This is a genomic window from Pseudofrankia coriaricola (assembly GCF_032027725.1).
Lineage (GTDB): Bacteria > Actinomycetota > Actinomycetes > Frankiales > Frankiaceae > Pseudofrankia.
In genome coordinates this window covers 1-18,248 of record NZ_JASNFO010000033.1, presented here as the reverse complement: position 1 = coordinate 18,248, position 18,248 = coordinate 1, and the positions used below count along the sequence as shown (strand labels likewise).

The 18,248-nt window shown below is 74.1% G+C and carries 16 protein-coding genes and 1 riboswitch; of the genes, 2 read left to right on the top strand and 14 right to left on the bottom strand.

Annotated features, from left to right (window positions below):
* Positions 1-224: 224 nt before the first annotated feature.
* Positions 225-737, top strand: a complete 513-nt coding sequence (locus QOZ89_RS18440) for a phosphatase domain-containing protein (RefSeq protein ID WP_071052543.1) — start codon at positions 225-227, stop codon at positions 735-737.
* A gap of 57 nt (positions 738-794) precedes the next feature.
* Here the strand turns inward: QOZ89_RS18440 and QOZ89_RS18435 are convergent, their stop codons facing one another.
* From QOZ89_RS18435 to QOZ89_RS18370, 14 genes are all read right to left on the bottom strand, one after another.
* The gene (locus tag QOZ89_RS18435) at positions 795-1,643 is read right to left on the bottom strand and encodes an ABC transporter permease (RefSeq protein WP_071052556.1); all 849 of its coding nucleotides are present in this window, start codon (positions 1,641-1,643) and stop codon (positions 795-797) included.
* 29 nt (positions 1,644-1,672) lie between these two features.
* A complete protein-coding gene (locus tag QOZ89_RS18430; RefSeq protein WP_071052542.1) occupies positions 1,673-2,680 on the bottom strand; it encodes an ATP-binding cassette domain-containing protein in 1,008 nt (335 codons plus the stop codon).
* Positions 2,681-2,775: 95 nt separating this feature from the next.
* Positions 2,776-3,315, bottom strand: a complete 540-nt coding sequence (locus tag QOZ89_RS18425) for a MerR family transcriptional regulator (protein WP_071052541.1) — start codon at positions 3,313-3,315, stop codon at positions 2,776-2,778.
* Positions 3,316-4,303: 988 nt separating this feature from the next.
* Positions 4,304-4,789 carry a bifunctional nuclease family protein gene (locus QOZ89_RS18420; protein WP_071052540.1) on the bottom strand — a complete coding sequence of 162 codons (486 nt, stop codon included), beginning with the start codon at positions 4,787-4,789 and terminating at the stop codon, positions 4,304-4,306.
* A gap of 522 nt (positions 4,790-5,311) precedes the next feature.
* A complete protein-coding gene (gene ftsR, locus QOZ89_RS18415) occupies positions 5,312-6,163 on the bottom strand; it encodes a transcriptional regulator FtsR (RefSeq protein ID WP_071052539.1) in 852 nt (283 codons plus the stop codon).
* Positions 6,164-6,179: 16 nt separating this feature from the next.
* Positions 6,180-6,731, bottom strand: coding sequence for an FHA domain-containing protein (locus tag QOZ89_RS18410; protein WP_071052554.1), 552 nt, complete (start codon positions 6,729-6,731; stop codon positions 6,180-6,182).
* 606 nt (positions 6,732-7,337) lie between these two features.
* Complete coding sequence (gcvH, locus tag QOZ89_RS18405; protein ID WP_198543509.1) at positions 7,338-7,733, bottom strand: glycine cleavage system protein GcvH; 396 nt, start codon at positions 7,731-7,733, stop codon at positions 7,338-7,340.
* A gap of 50 nt (positions 7,734-7,783) precedes the next feature.
* The gene (locus QOZ89_RS18400; protein WP_241842220.1) at positions 7,784-8,584 is read right to left on the bottom strand and encodes a DUF881 domain-containing protein; all 801 of its coding nucleotides are present in this window, start codon (positions 8,582-8,584) and stop codon (positions 7,784-7,786) included.
* Between the two features lie 2 nt (positions 8,585-8,586).
* Positions 8,587-9,114, bottom strand: a complete 528-nt coding sequence (locus QOZ89_RS48275; RefSeq protein ID WP_083419629.1) for a small basic family protein — start codon at positions 9,112-9,114, stop codon at positions 8,587-8,589.
* 7 nt (positions 9,115-9,121) lie between these two features.
* Positions 9,122-9,985, bottom strand: a complete 864-nt coding sequence (locus tag QOZ89_RS18390) for a DUF881 domain-containing protein (protein WP_312624329.1) — start codon at positions 9,983-9,985, stop codon at positions 9,122-9,124.
* A 196-nt stretch (positions 9,986-10,181) separates the two neighbouring features.
* Complete coding sequence (locus QOZ89_RS18385) at positions 10,182-12,722, bottom strand: mannose-1-phosphate guanyltransferase (RefSeq protein ID WP_071052538.1); 2,541 nt, start codon at positions 12,720-12,722, stop codon at positions 10,182-10,184.
* 11 nt (positions 12,723-12,733) lie between these two features.
* Entirely contained in the window at positions 12,734-13,357 is a 624-nt protein-coding gene (gene clsA / locus QOZ89_RS18380) for a cardiolipin synthase ClsA (protein WP_071052527.1), read from the bottom strand.
* A 562-nt stretch (positions 13,358-13,919) separates the two neighbouring features.
* Positions 13,920-15,002: a C40 family peptidase gene (locus tag QOZ89_RS18375; protein ID WP_071052526.1), complete on the bottom strand. Its 1,083-nt coding sequence runs from the start codon at positions 15,000-15,002 to the stop codon at positions 13,920-13,922.
* Positions 15,003-15,005: 3 nt separating this feature from the next.
* Positions 15,006-15,202, bottom strand: a riboswitch (cyclic di-AMP (ydaO/yuaA leader).
* A 668-nt stretch (positions 15,203-15,870) separates the two neighbouring features.
* Complete coding sequence (locus QOZ89_RS18370; RefSeq protein ID WP_241842218.1) at positions 15,871-17,160, bottom strand: class F sortase; 1,290 nt, start codon at positions 17,158-17,160, stop codon at positions 15,871-15,873.
* A gap of 415 nt (positions 17,161-17,575) precedes the next feature.
* Here QOZ89_RS18370 and QOZ89_RS18365 point away from each other — a divergent pair, with 415 nt between their 5' ends.
* Complete coding sequence (locus tag QOZ89_RS18365) at positions 17,576-18,037, top strand: hypothetical protein (RefSeq protein WP_312624328.1); 462 nt, start codon at positions 17,576-17,578, stop codon at positions 18,035-18,037.
* Positions 18,038-18,248: the final 211 nt, after the last annotated feature.

Below are 18,248 nucleotides of genomic sequence, written 5' to 3'. Positions count from 1 at the left end.
GCTGACCGGTCCGCCCGACGACCTTCCCCGGCACCACGGCTTCCCTCGGCGGCTCGGGCCAGGCGCCCGCCGCCACGGGCCGGCCGGCGGCGGCATACCCCCCGGGGCCGAGGGACGGCAGCGGAGCCAGCCAGTATGGAACGGACAAGGCGGGCGTGCGGGGGTGGCACCCGGGTGCCGGCGGGGCCACCGGCCGGAGGCCGGGCCTGCGAGGGAGGACGAGCGTGGACGAGGCGGGCGGGGCCGGCGAGGCGGGCGGGGAGCGGCCGGTCGCGGTGATCGACGTGGACGGTGTGGTCGCGGACGTCCGGCACCGGCTCGGCTTCCTGCGCCAGCGCCCGGGCGACTGGAATGCCTTCTTCGCCGCCGCGACCGCCGACCCGCCGCTGCCGCAGGGCGTCGACCTGGTCCTGGGCCTCGCCGCCGACCACGACGTGGTGTGGCTGACGGGCCGGCCGGAACGCTCGCGCGCCGACACGGAACGCTGGCTCACCGCCCACGGGCTGCCGATCGGGACGTTGCGGATGCGCCCCGATGACGACCGCCGCTCGGCCCGCGTCTTCAAGCGCGCCGAGCTGCGCCGCCTCGGCCGGGCCCGGCACGTCGCCGTGGTCGTCGACGACGACCCCGCCGTGGTCACCCTCCTGCTCGACGACGGCTGGCCCGTCGTCCACGCCGACTGGCTGCCGTACGAGGACACCCTCAAGAACGCCCAAGAGGTCGAGGGCCGCACCTGAGCGCCTCCACGCGACTGGTGGGGTCGGACGCCTCGCGCCCGACCCGCACCGGATGGCCTACCGGCTGGTGCTGCGGCGGTAGACGCGGACCGCCAGCGGGCCGAAGACGGCGATGATGCCGACGCTCCAGGCGACCGAGGAGATCAGCGGCGTCGCCAGCGGGCCGCCCTGGAACAGGGCCCGGGACGCGTCGATCGTGACCGACACCGGCTGGTGCTTCGCGAACGCCTGCAGCCAGCCCGGCATCGTGTCCACCGGCGCGAACGCGGAACTGGCGAACACCAGCGGGAACACCCAGATGAGGCCACCCGACTGCGCAGCCTCCGGGTTGCTGACCGCCATCCCGATCGTCGCCGAGATCCACGAGAACGCGTAGGAGAACAGCAGCAGCACCGCGAAGCCCGCGATCACCTCGGGCGCGGAGGTGTCGTGGAAACGGAAGCCCACGGCGAGGCCGACGGCGAGCATGAGCAGCACGATGAACGTGTTGCGGACCAGGTCGGCCAGGGTCCGGCCGGTGAGCAGCGCGGAACGGGCCATCGGCAACGACCGGAACCGGTCGAGCAGTCCGTTCTGCTTGTCGGTGGCCAGGCCCATCCCGGTCAGCATGGCGCCGAACACGACCGTCTGCGCGAACACGCCCGGCATCAGGTAGTCGACGTAGTTCTTGCCGGGGCCGACGTCGATCGCGCCGCCGAAGACGTAGGTGAACAGCAGCACGAACAGCACTGGCTGCACCGACGAGAAGACCAGCACGTCCGGCACCCGCCAGGTGTGGATCAGGCTGCGTTTCGCCAGCAGCCAGGCGTCCGAGGTCACCCAGAACAGCCCGCTCCTGCTCGCGGGCGTCAGGTCCACCGCCGACCTGGAGCCGGCCGCACCCGCCGGGCTCCCGTCGGGAGGCACCTTCCCGAACACCGCAGTCTCGGTCGTCGTCACGTCGTCACCAGGTCCTGTGGCTCGGAGCCCCCGCCCTGGGCGGGCGGGGTGTCGGAGGCAGCGCCGCCGCCGTCGTGGGCCGCGGCGCCGGAGGCCCGGCCGGTCAGGCTGAGGAACACGTCGTCGAGGGAAGGCCGGTGCAGCGCGACGTCGACGAGCGCCACGCCGGCCGCGTCCAGCCCGCGCACGACCTCCGCGAGCACGCTCGCGCCCGGCACCGGGACCGACAGCCGCCGGCTCTGCTCGTCGACGGTGACCTCGCCGGTCCCGACGCCGGCGAGCACCCCGGCCGCGGCGGTCAGGTCGCCGCCGCGGGCGACCTCGATGTCGAGTTGGTGGCCGCCGATCCGGGCCTTCAGCTCGTCGGCGGTGCCCTCGGCGATCACCCGGCCGCCGTCGATGACCGAGATCTGGTCGGCGAGCTGGTCGGCCTCCTCCAGGTACTGCGTGGTCAGCAGCACGGTCGTGCCGTCGCGGACCAGGTCGCCGATGACCTCCCACATCCCGATCCGGCCGCGCGGGTCCAGCCCGGTGGTCGGCTCGTCGAGGAAGAGCATCGGCGGGGCGATGATGAGGCTCGCCGCGAGGTCGAGCCGACGGCGCATGCCGCCCGAGTAGGTGCCCGACATGCGGCGGGCGGCGTCGGCGAGGTCGAACCGCTCGAGCAGCTCCATGGCCCGCGCCCTGGCCCGGCGGGCCGGTAGCCGGTAGAGCCGGCCGAACATCTCCAGGTTCTCCAGGCCGGTCAGCCGTTCGTCGACGGCCGCGTACTGGCCGGTAAGGCCGATGCGGCCGCGCAGCGCGGCCGCCGAGCGGGCCACGTCGAGGCCGAGCACCTCGGCACGCCCGGCGTCCGGGCGCAGCAGCGTCGTCAGGATGCGCACCGCCGTCGTCTTGCCGGCGCCGTTCGGTCCGAGCAGCCCGTGCACGGTTCCGGCGGCGACGGTCAGGTCCAGCCCGGCGAGCGCCTGGGTGCTTCCGTAGTTCTTCCGCACGCCCTCCATGAGGACGGCGGGCGCGTCACTTTCGCTCACCGACGCATCGTAGGCACGAGGTGTGACAGAACAGGGCACCGGCCGCCCGGAGGCAGGCGGAGGGCCTAGGCGGAGCTGCGGCGGGCGCGGCGGCCGGCGAGCTCGTCGCCCGGGTGGGCGGCGGCCGGCTGGCCGAGGCGCTCGCAGGGCAGCGAGGCGAGCTGGCCGCGCATGTCCTGCACCGCCCGGCCGACGGCGATCGCGAACACGCCCTGCCCGCCCCGGACCAGATCGACGACCTGGTCGTCGGAGGTGCACTCGTAGACGGTCGAGCCGTCGCTGATGAGCGTGAGCTCGGCGAGGTCGTCGACACCGCGGCTGCGGACATGCTCGGCGGCGGAGCGGATGTTCTGCAGCGACACGCCGGCCTCGAGCAGCTTGCGCACCACGCGGAGCACGAGAATGTCGCGGAACGAGTAGAGGCGCTGGCTGCCGGACCCGGTCGCGCCGCGCACGCTTGGCACCACCAGCCCGGTCCTGGCCCAGTAGTCCAGCTGCCGGTAGGTGATGCCGGCGGCGGCGCAGGCGGTCGGGCCCCGGTAGCCGACGTCGTCGCCGGGCGGGCCGGGCAGCTCGTCGGGGAAGAGCTCACCCTGCTCGATCATTGCCGTCCCGTTCCCGGTCGCCACGCCCCCGACCTCTCACTCGCGCCTCCAGCGGGGACCGGGCGGCCCGGCCACCGACCGGCGTCACCGCCGCCGCGTCCAGGGAGCCAAAGGGTGTGCGAAAATGATCTTCCTTCGCACACCCCGCGGCCATTGTCCCTGAGGTCACCAAGGGGGCAGGTCGGATTCATGTCCGCGCCTCCTCTGACCGCGAGCCCTCGGCGCGCGCCCGCCGCTCTGGGCGCGCCTGGCCGGCGCGCCGCCTGCGTGACCGGCCTCCCCCGCGGCGCGGCCACCTCGTCCCGACCGCCAGGTCGGTCCCCCCCAAACCGGACACGGCGGTACCCGAGCCCGGCGCGGACCTCCCGACCGTAGGAGCGCCGCGCCGTACCTTCAACGATCCAGTTCGGCGTGTCTCCCGTCCAGCCGGCAGAACTCACCTACCGGACGGACCCACCACAAACGCCCACCATCCGCTTCGCAAACCACCGCAACCAGCCCACAACGTCTTCAGCGTCGCCCAAGCATCTCCCAATCAGATTTTCAGCCTACGCCAGCAATCCGCTCGCCACCGCCCAAACGCCGTCGACCCCGCACATGCCGAGGGATACCGCCGGACAGCCATCCCATGGGCTCGGCTGTCCAGCCACAGCTGGTGACGGCGCATTGGCGCAATACCTACCCAGCCACCTCGTCAGCCCGGTCCCAGCCATACCACCGCCACATGCCAGGGCCCGGAACCACGCGAGGAGGGCGCCCAGCGCCCGACACGGGGCGAGCGCGCCCAGCGCCTCGCCCCGACAGGCGGCGGCAGGAACCGAGCCCGGGCATGGGTCGGCCCCCGCCCCGGCGGACGCCGGCGGGGGCCCCGGGGCCGCGGGCCCCCCGGCGGCCAGCCGGGCGGGGGGGTCTGCACCCGCCCCGGGCCTGGGGCCGCCCCCGCCCGCGACCACCGCGGCCGGGGCCGACGGGACGGCGAGCCCCCGGGCTACGAGCCGGGCGTATTGAAGTCCTCGGGGGAGATCGTGTCGAGGAACTCGCGGAACTTCTCGAGCTCGCTCTCCTGTTCCTGCTCCTGCTCCTCGGGAACGGTGATCCCGGCCTCGGCGAGCACCGCCTCGACGCCGTAGACCGGCGCGCCCATCCGCATCGCCAGGGCGATCGCGTCCGATGGACGGGCGGAGACCTCGACGCCGTTGGCGAACCGCAGGGTCGCGAAGAACACGCCATCCTGCAGGTCGGTGATGGTCACCTGGGAGAGCTCCGTCTGCAGCGCCCGCAGCACGTCCCGCATCAGGTCATGGGTCATCGGGCGCGCGGTGGTGATCCCCTCCTGCGCGAAGGCGATCGCCGTGGCCTCGACGGCACCGATCCAGATGGGCAGATACCGCTCGCCACCGACCTCCTTGAGCAGGACGATCGGCTGCTTCGAAGGAAGCTCGACTCGCACGCCGACGATGTCCAGCCGATGCACCGATCTACCTCCTCGTGCGGGTGACCCGGGAACACCCGTCGACCCCCGCCTCGCCCGGACGGCCACCCCACCGCCGGGCCCTCGACCATCACCCACAACGGCCGGGCCCGGAAACCCCACTCTGGAGACAGTATCTCCGCCGCGACCCACCCGTCAGCGCGCCGGCGAGTTCCATAGGTCCCAGCCACCGCCCGGCTCCACAAAACCACCACCCGGCCACCGCCCGTCGGCACGGAGACCGCGCGCCACCCGGACGGGGGCCATCCCGGCCCGGGCCTTGCCGCGCACCGGGTCCGGCGGGCCGAAGTCAGCCGCGCGGGCTTCAGCGCTCGGCCCCTGGGCAAAATCGCCCCGGAAGCCGGGGACTGAATCCGAAGGTCCGCGAATCGGCCAGCCCGACCGCGTCCCCTGACGCGGGGTCCGGGGCTCGGCCCCGGAGCAATATCACGTGGGAGTCCGGGAGCGAACCCGAAGGGTTCGCGAACAACCTCCCGGCGAGCGCGCCTCCCGCCGATCGCGTCCTCAGGTCCGGGAGCCGAGGCGGGCGCGTAGCAGGGCGGCGTGCAGGCGGACCAGCAGCAGGGCGAGCTCGTCGACCGAGTCGCGGGGCAGGTCGTCGGCGTCAGGGGCGGCACCGGCGCTTCGCGGGGCGCGCAGCGGGGCGACGGCGGCCTCGATGAGGCCGGCCTCCCGGTCGGCGGCGGCGCGGGCGGCCCGCAGGTGGCGGGCCTGCACGCCGTGCGCGGCGAGCAGGCCGACGGTACGGGCGACGACCAGCGCGTCCGCGTCGTAGTAGCCACCGCCGGAGACAGCCCGCAGCAGGCCGTGCCGCTCGAGTTCGGCGAGCGCCTCCTCGTCGAGCCCGCTGGCGGCGAGCAGCTCGCGGCGCGACATCCGGACCCGCTCGGCGCCGAGCAGCACGTCCAGGCCGGTCGCGGGCGGAGTCGTCGGCACCGCGCGCGGGCCGGGAGGCGGTGCGGCTGGCACGTCGCCTCGGTCCATCGCCGCCAGCTCGTCCTTGATCACACGCAGCGGCAGGTAGCGCTCCCGCTGTGCGTGCAGGACGTAGGCGAGCCGGACGACGTCCGCGGCCGAGTACTTGCGGTAGTTCGCGCTGGTCCTGGCCGGCTCGACCAGGCCCTCGGCCTCCAGGTAACGGATCTTGGACAGGGTGATGTCCGGATAGTCGACCCGCAGCCGGTCGAGCACCTCGCCGATGTTGAGAACCTTGGCGTTGTGCCGGGCGCCCGCCTGGGCGTCCGGCACCGGACGGCCGGTGTGACGCGCTGGCCGCCCGACCCGGGACTGGCCTGAGCCCAGGCTCGACGGAGCTGGCGCCGCGGCCGCCGCCGCGGCCGACAGCCGGGCGCTCACCGCGGTCCCCCCGCCCTCACAACGGACCACCCCCCGAGTAGGGGGACCCGGTCAGGAACACCAGCCGGAACTTGCCGATCTGCACCTCGTCCCCGCTGGTGAGGTCGGCGGAGTCGATCCGCTCCCGGTTCAGGTAGGTGCCGTTGAGACTGCCGACGTCACGGACCGTGAAGCCCTTGGTGTACGGCGAGCGCAGGAATTCCGCGTGCCGGCGGGACACGGTCACGTCGTCGAGGAAGATGTCGCTCTCCGGGTGCCGGCCGGCGGTGGTCAGATCCGCGTCGAGAAGGAAGCGGCTGCCAGCGTTCGGGCCCCGCTTGACGACGAGGAGCGCCGAGCCGGGCGGCAGCGCGTCGACCGCGGCTACCGCCTCCCGCTCGCTGGCCTCCTCGACCTGGTCGCCGTCGACGCGGTGCAGGGCGGCGGTCGCCAGGTTCAGCGTGGACGTCTGGTCCCCCGGCGGCGGCTCGGGCGCCACCGGCTCGCCCGGGCGTACCAGGGGTGACCCGCACCGCGCGCAATACAGCGCGTCGGGCGGGTTGTGCTGTCCGCACCTCGTGCAGAACACCGTCGCGTCCGCCTCCTGCCGACGCCCGCGGGCACGGGCCACCGGCCGCTCGGGCCACCGCGCTGGTGGCGAGAACGTCGTCTTCCCAATCCGCGAGGGTCGCCGAACCAAGCCGCCCACCCCCCACACACGTCACCCGGGCCGGGCCACCGCCCGCGCCAACCGCGAACGGCGCCACCACCGCCAACTGATGCAACCGAGGCTAGTGCATCAGGGGCAGGCTCGTGAAAAGGGTGCGACAACAGCTCCCGGCGTGGCGCCCCGAAAACAGCCCGTTCAGGGCCTCGGCGGCGAGACTATCGTACCGGCACCTCTACGGACCACCACGGCACCATCCACAACATCCACAACGAGCCGCCAGACCACCACCACCGGCACCGGCGGGCCGTTCGCGTGCCTCTCCGCGCCCCGCTGTGGTCGGACTGTCGCCCATCCGACAGCCCGACCACCGGTCCAGCCCGCCGACGGCCTCTCCGGCGCGGAACCACCGGCCAGACCCCGCCCGCACCAGGCCAGCCCGGCCGTCGGGGTCCCCGCCGATCCCGCCCCCGACCCGGAAAGAGGCCGAACCTCCGGAACCAGCCCGAACCGGAATCAGCGGGGGCGTCAGTGGCTCTTGACGTGTTCCTCGTAGGCGGCGGCGTCCAGGAGCTCGTCGAGGGTCGACGGGTCGGAGACCGCGACCTCGATGAGCCAGCCGTCGCCGTACGGATCGGAGTTGAGCAGTTCGGGCGAGCCGTCGAGCGCCTCGTTGCGGGCGACCACCTCGCCGGACGCCGGCGCGTACACGTCCGACACGCTCTTGGTCGACTCCACCTCGCCGAACGGCTCGCCGGCCCTGACCGGCTCCCCGACCTCCGGCAGCGACACGTACACGATGTCGCCGAGCGCCTCCTGGGCGTACGAGGTGATGCCGACACGCATCGTCGCGCCGGCCACCCGGGCCCACTCGTGCTCGCGCGAGTACTTCAGGTCCTCCGGGTACACCGAGTCGCCTCCCATGGGCCCAACCGCCTCCAGCCAGTCCAGCGGCGCGGCCGGGCCGCGCCGTCTTACCTCACCGCGCGGATCTCGACCCGGCCAAGCTCGGTGACCCGCGTCGTCGCACCCTCGCGGGTTGCCACCGTATCGAGCACGCCGCCGGGGAACCGCATCGCCTCGGCCAATGTGTGCGGATCGCCGATCGCGCGCACCGTGTAGGGCGCTGGCACGGCCTTCCCGTCGACGGTCAGCCCGCCGCCCGGCCGGTTGACGATGTAGCTCTCGGCGACCAGGCGCACCCCGGACAGTTCGACCGCCTCGGCGCCCGCGTCGCGCAGTTCCTGGAGAAGGTCGACGAGGACGTCGGCGCCGACGTTGCCGCGCGGGTCGGTGAGGGTCAGCTCGACGCCCGGTCCGGCGACGGGCACGGTGCCGGTGAGAATCGCCAGGGCGTCGGCGCGGGCGCTCGCGGCGGCGAGCGCCACCCGGTTCGGCGTGGCGGAGGCGAGCGTGGCCCGTTCCTGCTCGAGCCGGTCGATCTCGGTGGCGAGCCGGCGGCCGTCGGCGCCGAGCGCGCCGACCTGGTCGACAAGGCGCGCCGTGCCCGTGCCGGCGGGCGCCGTCTCCCGCGCGGCGTCGACGGCCACCGGAACCGCGAACCCGACCGCGGCCAGCAGCACCGTCACGGCCACCCTCGCGGCCGGCGGACGTGAGGGCGGCTGTGACGCCTGCTCCGCGGGCTCGCCACCGTCGCCCGCCGCGGGCCGATCAGCCGCCGCGGGCCGGCTCCCGGCCACCGGCGCCTCGTCGGGCACAGGCGGTTCGGTGGGCGTGGACGTCCCGGCGCGCGGCGCGGGCGGTTCGACGGGCACGGCTAGACCCCGAACAGGTGGCGGCGCAGCGCTGTGGCGTTGGTGAAGATCCGGATCCCGAACACGATGACGACGGCGGTCGTGAGTGCTCCCCCGGCGCCGAGCCGCTCGCCGAGCAGCACGAGCAGCACGGCGACCACCGTGTTCGTCAGGAGCGACGCGACGAACACCAGGTCGTCGAAGACCCGTTCCAGGGCGGCGCGCAGCCCACCTACCAGCGCGTCCAACGCGCTCACCACCGCGACTGGCAGGTAGGGCGCGAGCCAGCTCGGCGCCGACGGCAACAGCAGGAACCCGGCCACCAGCCCCGCGACGAGCGCCAGAGCCGGCGCCGCCGCGCCCACCGCCGCCCGCCGGCGCTCCGGCCGGCCGCCGTCGGCAGGGCCCCCGACCCCGTCGTCGGCGGCGCCGACGGGGTCGTCGTAGGCGTCGTCGTAGGCGTCGTCGGCTCCCCCGGTGCCCACCCGCGGTGCTCCGCCCACGTCGTCCTCGGGCTTGTCCGGCCGGTCCGGTGCGTCGGGGCGGGTCACGGCGCCATCACTGGCTCTGCCTCCTCGCGAGTCTGGGTGGCGTCACCTGCGCGGCGGGCATGGTGAGGTCGCGCATGGTGGTGGTCGCCCGCAGGCGGGCGCCGGCCAGGTGGTCATCGGCGAGCCGGCGGCCGGCGGCCGAGCCGAAGAGAGCCGCGAGCAGCCTTGCCGGGTCACCGATGGCATCGATCCGGTACGGCGAGGCGACGGGCTGGAAGCCGACGAGGATCGCCTCTCCGGCGGTGCGGATCGCGCTGGTCGGCGAGAGCCGGACACCGCCCACGGTGATCGCGCGGGCACCGCCGCTCCACAGGGCGTTGACGAGATCGGCCAGATCGTGGTCGGCGAGCTGGCCGGTGCCACGCTCGCCCGGTGATGCCGCGCCGGGCTGCCCGGGCGGCGCGCTGGCGGGTTGGCCCGGTGTGGCGTCGACGAGTTCGACGCGCAGGCCGGGACCGCTGGCCGGGCGGGCGGCGGCCGCGGGCTCGAGCACTCCCAGCGCCGAGGCGACGGCGCGCTGCTCACCCTCGCCGAGCGCGAGCGCGGCCCTGGCCGCGTCGACGTCGGCCTGCAGCGTCCGTGCCCGGCCGGTCAGCGTGGCGACGTCGGCGGCGCGGCGGTCGCGCTCGGTGATCAGCGCCGCGTCGGCGTATGCCCTGGCGGGCGCGCCGGCCCGCCAGGTGCCGGCCGCGTCGGCCAGCAGCAGCCCGACCATGGCGGCCAGCGCGAGGGTGACCAGTCGCGACGGCCGGCGGCGGGCCGCGGCGGCACGGGCCGCACCGACCCCGCCGGTGGCCTCGGCCGGCCCGGCGCGCCGGGCACGGCGCGCCGCGGCGGCGCGGTAGGCCGGATCCAGCGCCCCAGCGGCCACCAGGGCGAGCGGGGCCGCCGCCCCAGGGGACCTGGACGCTGGAGGGGTTTCGCGAGTCTGGAGGCCCGGTCCAGGGGTCAGGGCCGATCCGGGCGCGCGCACACCGGGCATTCTCACCGACGCCGAAGCCACTGGCGCGCAGCGCACCCGCGCGGGCGCCCGGCCGTGTCGGCGCCCTCACCGTCACCGGCCCGCGTCAGTGGTGGCTGTGAGGGCCGTACTGGCCGTGGGATGTGGACGCGCGGTCGCGGTGGTCGGCCTCGACGACGGCGGCCCAGTGGCGCAGCAGGGCGCGGGCCTCGTCCCGGTCGCCGGCCTCGGCCCACAGATGGGTGACCGCCTCGGCCGGGTCGGGCAGCACCAGCACCCACGCCCCGTCCGGGCGCACCACCCGCACGCCGTCGGTCGTGTCGATGACGTGCCCGGCGGCCGCGTCGACCGACTCGACGACCCGGCGCATCACCGTCCCCTTGGCCGCCCACGGCGTCGGCACCGAGCGGCGCACGACCGCGACCGGCGGGATCCGCGCGTCGATCGCGGACAGGGTCAGCCGGGTGCGCGCGACCAGCGAGAGCAGCCGGACGAACGCCGCGAGCCCGTCGAGCGCCGCGCCGAACTCGGGCACGACGAACCCGCCGCGCCCGTCGGCGGCGAACACGACCCTGGGGTCGCGCGCCACCCGGGGCAGGTCGGCGGCCGACAGCGACGTGCGCCGCACCGTCAGGCCGTGGAACTGGGTGACCTGGTCGGCGACCAGCGTCGTGGTGACCGGCACGGCCACCTCGCCGCCCCGGTTCTCGGCGGCGACCAGGTCGAGGAAGACCAGCAGCGCCCGGTCGTCGTCGATCAGGTCGCCCCGCTCGTCGACGATGGTGATCCGCTCTCCCACCTGGTCGAACCGGACCCCGAACGCCGCCCGGGAGCTCGCCACCAGCTCGCCGAGCCGCTCGACGGCGCGGTGGCGCTGCGCCTCGGTGTGGGTGGTGACGGTGTCGTCGAGGCGGTTGTTGACCGTGAGCACGTCGACGCCGAGCCGGCCGAGCAGCGTCGGCAGCACCAGCGACGCGGCACCGCCGGAGGGATCGACGACGACCTTCAGGTCGGCCTCGGCGACGCCGGAGGTGTCGACCTGGTCCAGCAGGTCCTGGGTGTAGCGGTCGGCGGTGCGCGCCGGGAGCCGCAGGTCGCCGATCTCGCCGGGGAAGGCACGGCGGAACTCCTGGCGGGAGAACACCCGGTCCAGCTTGCGCTGCGCCGCGGGCGACAGGTCGTCGCCGTCGGCGTCGAGAAAGACGATGTCGATGCGCTCGGGGTCGCCTTCGGTCGTGCGCAGGATGATCCCGCCGGCCGCGTCCGACGTGCGCACGTCGAACCGGGCGACCGGCATGGCCGCGACCTCCAGGTCACGGACGTTGATCGCGCTCGTGGTGAGCGCGCTGATCACCGCGCGCTTGAGCGCCCGGGCGGCGCGCGAGCCGTCGCGGGCGGTGGTGACGGTCGCGCCCTTGCGCAGCGTGGTCGCGTAGGCGGCGGCGAGCCGGACCGCCAGCTCCGGGGTGATCTCGGCGTTGATCAGGCCGGAGACGCCACGCGGGCCGAACAGCGACCGCTGCCCGCGCGACTCCCAGATGACCGAGGTGTTGACGACGGCGCCGGCCTCGATCGTCTTGTACGGGTAGACCCGCACGTCGTGGGAGATGAACGCCTCCTCCTCGACGACACAGGCCTCGGCGACGACGGCGCCCTCCTCGACGCGGGCGGCGCGACGCACGTCGGTGCCCTTGCCGATGACGCAGCCGCGCAGGTTGGTCCGCGCGCCGATCAGCGCGTTGTCACCGACGACCGCGCGGTGCAGGAAGGCGCCCTGCTTGATGACGACGTTGCTGCCGACGACGGTGAACTCGCGCAGTTCCGCGCCGGCCTCGACCTTCGAGTAGTCGCCGACGACGAGCGGGCCCTTGAGCACCGCGTCCGGGTGGACGTCGGTGTCCTCGCCGACCCACACCCCCGGCGAGACCTCGAAACCGCCGATCTCCACGTCGACCTGCTGGTTGAGCACGTCGGCCTGGACCCGAAGGAAGCTGGCGATCGTGCCCACGTCCTCCCAGTAGCCGGACACGACGTGCCCGAACACGGGGGCGCCGGCGGCGACCAGGCGGGGGAACACGTCGGCCGACCAGTCGACGGGCTCACCGGCCGGGACGTGGTCGAACACCTCCGGCTCCATGACGTAGATGCCGGTGTTGACCGTGTCGGAGAAGACCTGGCCCCAGGTCGGCTTCTCCAGGAAGCGGGAGATCCGGCCGTCCTCGCCGGCGATGACGATGCCGAACTCCAGCGGGTCCGGCACCGACTTGAGGGCGACGGTGACCAGCGCGCCGTTCTTGCGATGCTCGGCGACGAGCTCGGTCAGGTCGATGTCGGTGAGCGCGTCGCCGCTGATCACCAGGAACTGCTCGTCGCGCAGCGCCGCCTCGGCGTTCTTCACGCTGCCCGCGGTGCCCAGCGGCGTCGACTCGGTGGCATACGACAGGTGCATGCCGAGCTCGTCGCCGTCACCGAAGTAGGTACGCACCATCGCGGCGAGGAACTGGACGGTGATCACCGTCTCGTCGAAGCCGTGCCGCTTCAGCAGCCGAAGGACATGCTCCATGATCGGCCGGTTGACGACCGGCAGCAGCGGCTTGGGCGCGTTCGCGGTCAGCGGCCGCAGCCGGGTGCCCTCCCCGCCGGCCATGACCACGGCTCTCACGGCGAGCCTCCCGCCGGGGACGGCCGGCCCCGGGCGGCCTGCCGGCGGGCCCGGGCGATGCCGGCGACCTGGAAGGCGTAGAGCAGCCCGGCCCACCAGTACAGCGCGGTCCCCCAGATCGCGAACGCCCAGCCGAGCGGGCGGACCACGGTCGAGACCGTCCCGTGACCGTCGGCGAGCAGCAGCAGCGGGAAGGCGTACAGCAGGTTGAAGGTGGCCGCCTTGCCCAGGTAGTGCACCGGCAGCGCGGTGCCCAGGCCCAGGCGGCGCATCGGGATGAGCAGCAGGGTGATGAACACGTCGCGGCCGACGATCGCCGCGAACAGCCACCAGGGAATGATCCCCCGGACGGCGAGGGCGACGATGGTGGCGAGGATGTAGAGCCGGTCGGCGAGCGGGTCGAGCAGGATGCCCAGGCGGCTGGTCTGGCCCAGGGCCCGAGCGAGCCGGCCGTCGAGATAGTCACTGATGCCGGCGAAGACCAGGATGCCCAGCGCCACCCAGTCGGCGTGCGGGCCGAGCACGAGCCACAGGAAGACGGGTACACCGAGCAGGCGCAGCGCGGACAGCAGGTTCGGGATGGTCCAGATCCGGTCGCTGGGGGCGGAGGCGCTCGTCATGCGGCATTTCCTCCCCTCAGCGGCGACCTGCCAGCAAGATTACGGGCCAAAGGAGACGCGGAAATGTCCTGCCCGCGTCGGGCACACGCGTACCGTGGCGCGCCCGGCAGGATCGGCACGCCCTCTGGAGGCAAGACGCTAGTCGATGACCATGCACGCGGGCGCGGCGAGGGCGGGCAGGACAGCGCGCCCGACCGGGCGCCGGCACTGAGGGCGTGACCCGGGCCCTCCGCGGCGCGGACCGTGGCGCCGGCAGCCCCGCCGCGCGTTCCGGGCCGGGCTCGGCACCGGCCGCAGACCGCCGCGGCGGACCAGGTCAGCCGGATCAGAAGGAGATGAGGATCACCGGCTTCCGGCCGCGGGACGCATGAAGCCTCGTCCACACCGTCGCCCGCGGGGAAATAGCCGCAGGGAACCGTCCGCCGCCGACTGGACCTGGCTCACCGGGCCCGAAGAAGAGCTACCCCCGCCATGAACAGGCATCGGGATCCAGGCTGGTCGGGCGCGAAGCGTCCGGGAGACGAAGACACGGCCGGGGCGCTCCGCGCCTGGCCGCGTCCCGTCACATGACCCGGCCGACCAGGTAGGTCGAGCTGTAGATCGGGCGCAGGGACACCACACCACCGGTCTGCGGGGCGGCCCACATGTAACCGTTACCGGCGTAGATGCCGACGTGGTAGATGTTGCCCGGGCTGCCGTAGAAGATCAGGTCGCCCGGCTGCTTGCCCGACTGGGCGACGTGCGTCGTGGCCCAGTACTGTGCCTCGGCGGTGCGTGGCAGGTTGCGGCCGAGCTGCTTGAAGACGTACTGGACGAGGCCCGAGCAGTCGAACGAGTACGGGCCCTCCGAGCCGTAGACGTACGGCTTGCCCTTCTGCAGCGAGGCGAGGTAGACGGCCTTCTCGCCGATGGTGCTGCCCTGGATGACCGACGGGACGCCGGTGTCGAGGTAGTCGTCGCTCCTGCGCTGCTGGATCGTGATCGTGGTCGCGCCGGCCACCGAGGGCCGCAGCGTGCTGCCGCCGTCGAACACGGCGGTGAGCGTGGTGGTCGACAGCAACCGGGCGGTGATGCTCGCCTGGCCTTGGTCGTCAGTGGTGAGGGTGGTGGTGGCCTGCCACTTCGGCCCGTCCACCACGACGATCTTCACCTTCTGGCGGACCAGCGCCGAGCCGTCGAGAGCCTCGCTCGCCTTGACGGTCAACACGACCGGAGCGTTGGGCTGGACGGTGGTGTGGTCCGCGGTGAGCGTCAGGTTGGTGAAGACCGGGCCGGAGTCGGCCACCGCCCCCGCGAGGCCGCCCGAGCCGGAACCGTCGGACACGGCGCGGCCCAGGCCGCTGGCGCCGCTCTCGTCGCCCCCGCCCCCGAACGCGGCGCCCAGGGCGCTCGCCTCGTAGGTGGTGCTGCTGTTCTGCGGGTTCGTGTCGACGGTCGAGGGCGAGTCCGAGGAGGGGACCGTGGCGGCGAACGCGGCGGTGGAGACTGCGAGCGTGCCGGTCGTGAACGCGGCGATCGTGCTGACCCGGCGGGGTTGGTTGCCGGTCCGCCGGCGGGCCCCGTTCGGGGCGCCGTCCGTGCGATGCCGGCCGCGCACAAGCTCGTCCCAGTCGTCCGGGAGCCAGGCCATGCCACGACGGGACAACGCGCGTCCTTCCCTGACGCCTGCGAGGTCAGCTGTCGGGTTCGGGCGGGGTTCACGCCACCCGGCTGCCTTGCGGCAGCTTCACCCCGAGGACGCGGCCGGTGTACCGGCGTTGCCCGGTGAGACCTTGGGTCCCCCGCTCCTGCCCCGGCTTGTCGGAGGGTGTTCAGACCAGGGGCAGGACTCGGCGTTTGGCCTGACGATTTGGTGCCTTAGGCGAAGAATGTTGCATCGCTGACCATAGCCGATCCCCCAGCGGCACCTCCAACCACCGTAAACACAACAATTGGACACCTCCCAGCAGGTTTCGATGAGATGTCCGCCTCGTTCCGACCGGCTCTGCCCACACGCCCAACCAGGAGAAATCGTCATCGGCGTCAGGGGTTGCGAACCATCCCGCGCCAGCGCGGCCCAGTCGATTGATCCGACGTTGGGTCGGCCGAGAGAAATTACACCCTCGGGGCCCACCGAGCCCAGTTCGCGCAGGACTAAAGTCCCGGATCGCTCTAGGGTCCAAGGGCCCTACCGGACGAATGGGCCGAAACAGACGCGCGCGGTCGCAACGCGACACACCCGCCGCGACCGGCATGCCACGGCGACCCGACCTCCGCCCATCCCACACCAAAGGGCCGCCGGCGCGACGAAGATCGTCGCGCCGGTCCCGTCGCGTCAACAGCGTTGACTATCTTGTGGGCGGGTTGGCGCGAGCCGCCGAAACCACAGGGTCCTCGGCAGAGCGCAAGACACGGTCGGACCAGCAGGCGCGGTCAGGCCGACAGTCGCGGCCTGATTGCGGACGGCCGACGGAGGGCGTGGCCGCGGACGGCCCGGCCACCGGGCGACGACCGCGGTGGGCGCGGCGGCGCCGTCACCCGGATGGCCGCGGAGTGGCGGCGGAGGGCACGGCGGGAGCGACCGAGGCGGGCGGGGGCGGCGTGAGCCCGGCCGACGCGGATCCGGCCGACGCCGGCGGGGCGGACACGGGCGCGGCGGATGCCACTCCCGCCGGGGTGCCGGCCGACGGCGTGGGCTGGGCCCCGGCGGGCGACACGGGTGGCGTCACACCCACGGGCGTCGGCACGGCCGCGGGTGTGGCACCGGGCGCCGCCGGGAGGCCCTGGGCGGGCGGGACGACCGGTGTGGGGATGGCATGGCCGTAGACAACGAGGTTGTCCAGGTAGTGGTGGGTCCGCTCGTCGAACCCGCCGTCGCAGGTGATGAGCCGGATCTCCGGGCGGGTGACCGGGCCGTAGACCCGCTGCGTCGGGAACGCCGCCTTGGACACGGTCTCCGACCGGTCGACGACGAACGTGACGCTCGCCCCGGACACGCCCACGACGGTCAGCTGGTCCCCTGGCAGCAGGCTGCGCAGCCGGTAGAAGACAGCCGGCCCCTTCTTCGAGTCGTAGTGGCCGACGAGCACCGCGGGCCCGACGGCGCCTGGGGCAACCCCCGGCTTGTACCACCCGACGTCGCCCCATTGGGTTGGCACGTCGATGGCGCCCTGCGGCGTCAGCCCAAGGCCGACGACGGGCGCGTCCACCGCGATCGCCGGGATCCGCAGCCGTACCGGGTCGGCCACCACAGGCGGTGGAAGCAGTGGCGCGGGGCTCGCCGTGGCCGGCGGAGCCGAGGCCGTCGCGGTGACCGGAGGCGGCAGCACCCGGCCGGCCGACGGCGCCTCGACCGCGGAGAGTTCCGGAGCGGCCAGCCGGTATCCGCTGAGGGCGACCAGCGCCAGCCCGGCCAGCACCAGCGGCCAGGTCAGCCGGGCTTTCGACCCGAACCGGCCCGTTGGCCTGTCCGGCGGCCCGGCCGACGGCATGCCGGCCCGGGACCTGCCACGCAGACGAGCGCGAGCGGTCGCCCGGGTCCGGGCCGGGCCCAGGGCCACGGGCTCGGTGGAGTCGAGGAGGGCGTCGAGGCCGTCCTCACGAACGGCGGCACGCTGGCGCCCGCCGCTCGCGACGCCTCGGTCCCGAGGAAGCCCGTCGCCCCGCGCGGGCCCGCGGTGGTCCAGCAGGCGGTCCGAGCCGGCCACCTGCTCGGGCCCCGCGCCGAGGCGGTCGGGCCGGGGGTCGGGCCGCCGGGGCCGTCCGGCCGCGGCGACCGCCCGCGGACCGGGCCGCCGGCCGCCACGCTCTGACGCACCGCCCACGATGCTCGCCCCTTCCCGTGCCACCGGCACCCGACGGCGTGCATGCTATGGCGCCGAAGCCCGTTGTCCGCGTCACCGACGCCGTATCCGGCAGTGAATCAACGGCGCGCCCGGACGGGACAGGAAAAAGGGACAGGACGCACGCGGAAGACAATCAGGGCCAACGCTGTGGTCCCGAATTCCGGAAAACCCGTCCTGGATCGCGGGAAAGGCGCCGGAGGAAACCGGCGGGAACGGGGCGGTCCCCGTCGCCGCAGGCAACCGCCGCCAGGGGCCCCGAACCCCGCCGTTGATTCTCCGGCCAGTCACCAGGTGCTCACCACGCCCATGCGGGCTGCTCAGGATTTGGCCAAGGAGTGGCTATGGTGTCACTCGCAGTCATGTGAAAGTCACAATCTGCGAGAGAGGGGACCTGATGAAGGGCCTGGGACGTAGTGCAGCCCTGCTGGGATTGGCCGGCGCCGCGAGCGTCATCCTCACCATCGGTGGGCCCGGCCTTGGGATCGCGCAGGCCGCGGACGGCAATGGTGACCGGAAGGACAACGGCGCCCTCGACGACAAGAACAGGGACAAGGACTGCATCGACGGCACGGACGACGGCAGGAATGACGACTGGTTCAAGGACGGCATCCTCGGCGACCGCGACAAGGACAAGGACTGCGTCGTCGGCGCGGGTGTCGGTGTCGGTGTCGGCGGGGGCGGCGGGGGCGGCGGCGGGGGCGGCGCCCCCGGCGGCGGCCCCGGCGGCGTCGCCGCGGGCGGTGGCGGCATGGCCACCAACTCCACCCCCGTCCTCCCGCTGGCCGGCGCCGGCCTTGGCGCCATCCTGCTCACCGTCGGCGTCGTGAACCGCCGCCGGAGCCAGGGCACCATCTGACCCAGCCGTCCGCCGGCGGCCCCGCCCGGGCCGCCCCGACGGTCGACGTCGGCTGTCCCGGCCGATCCGGCCCGCTGAGGTCGGACGGCCGCGAGACAGACCACCGCGCGCTCCGGTTCCGGCCAGGCGAACGCCCACTCCGCCTGGCCGGACCGGTCCCGCGCGACCCGCGCCCACGGCGACCACCCTCGGTGGGGGGGGCCCCCCCCCC

Coding starts and splice junctions, on each gene's coding strand:
- QOZ89_RS18385 (WP_071052538.1), bottom strand. CDS start 12,722: ATGGCCGGCGGGGAGGGCACCCGGCTGCGGCCGCTGACCGCGAACGCG.
- clsA (WP_071052527.1), bottom strand. CDS start 13,357: ATGACGAGCGCCTCCGCCCCCAGCGACCGGATCTGGACCATCCCGAAC.
- gcvH (WP_198543509.1), bottom strand. CDS start 7,733: ATGGGAGGCGACTCGGTGTACCCGGAGGACCTGAAGTACTCGCGCGAG.
- QOZ89_RS18430 (WP_071052542.1), bottom strand. CDS start 2,680: ATGGAGGGCGTGCGGAAGAACTACGGAAGCACCCAGGCGCTCGCCGGG.
- QOZ89_RS18425 (WP_071052541.1), bottom strand. CDS start 3,315: ATGATCGAGCAGGGTGAGCTCTTCCCCGACGAGCTGCCCGGCCCGCCC.
- QOZ89_RS18365 (WP_312624328.1), top strand. CDS start 17,576: ATGAAGGGCCTGGGACGTAGTGCAGCCCTGCTGGGATTGGCCGGCGCC.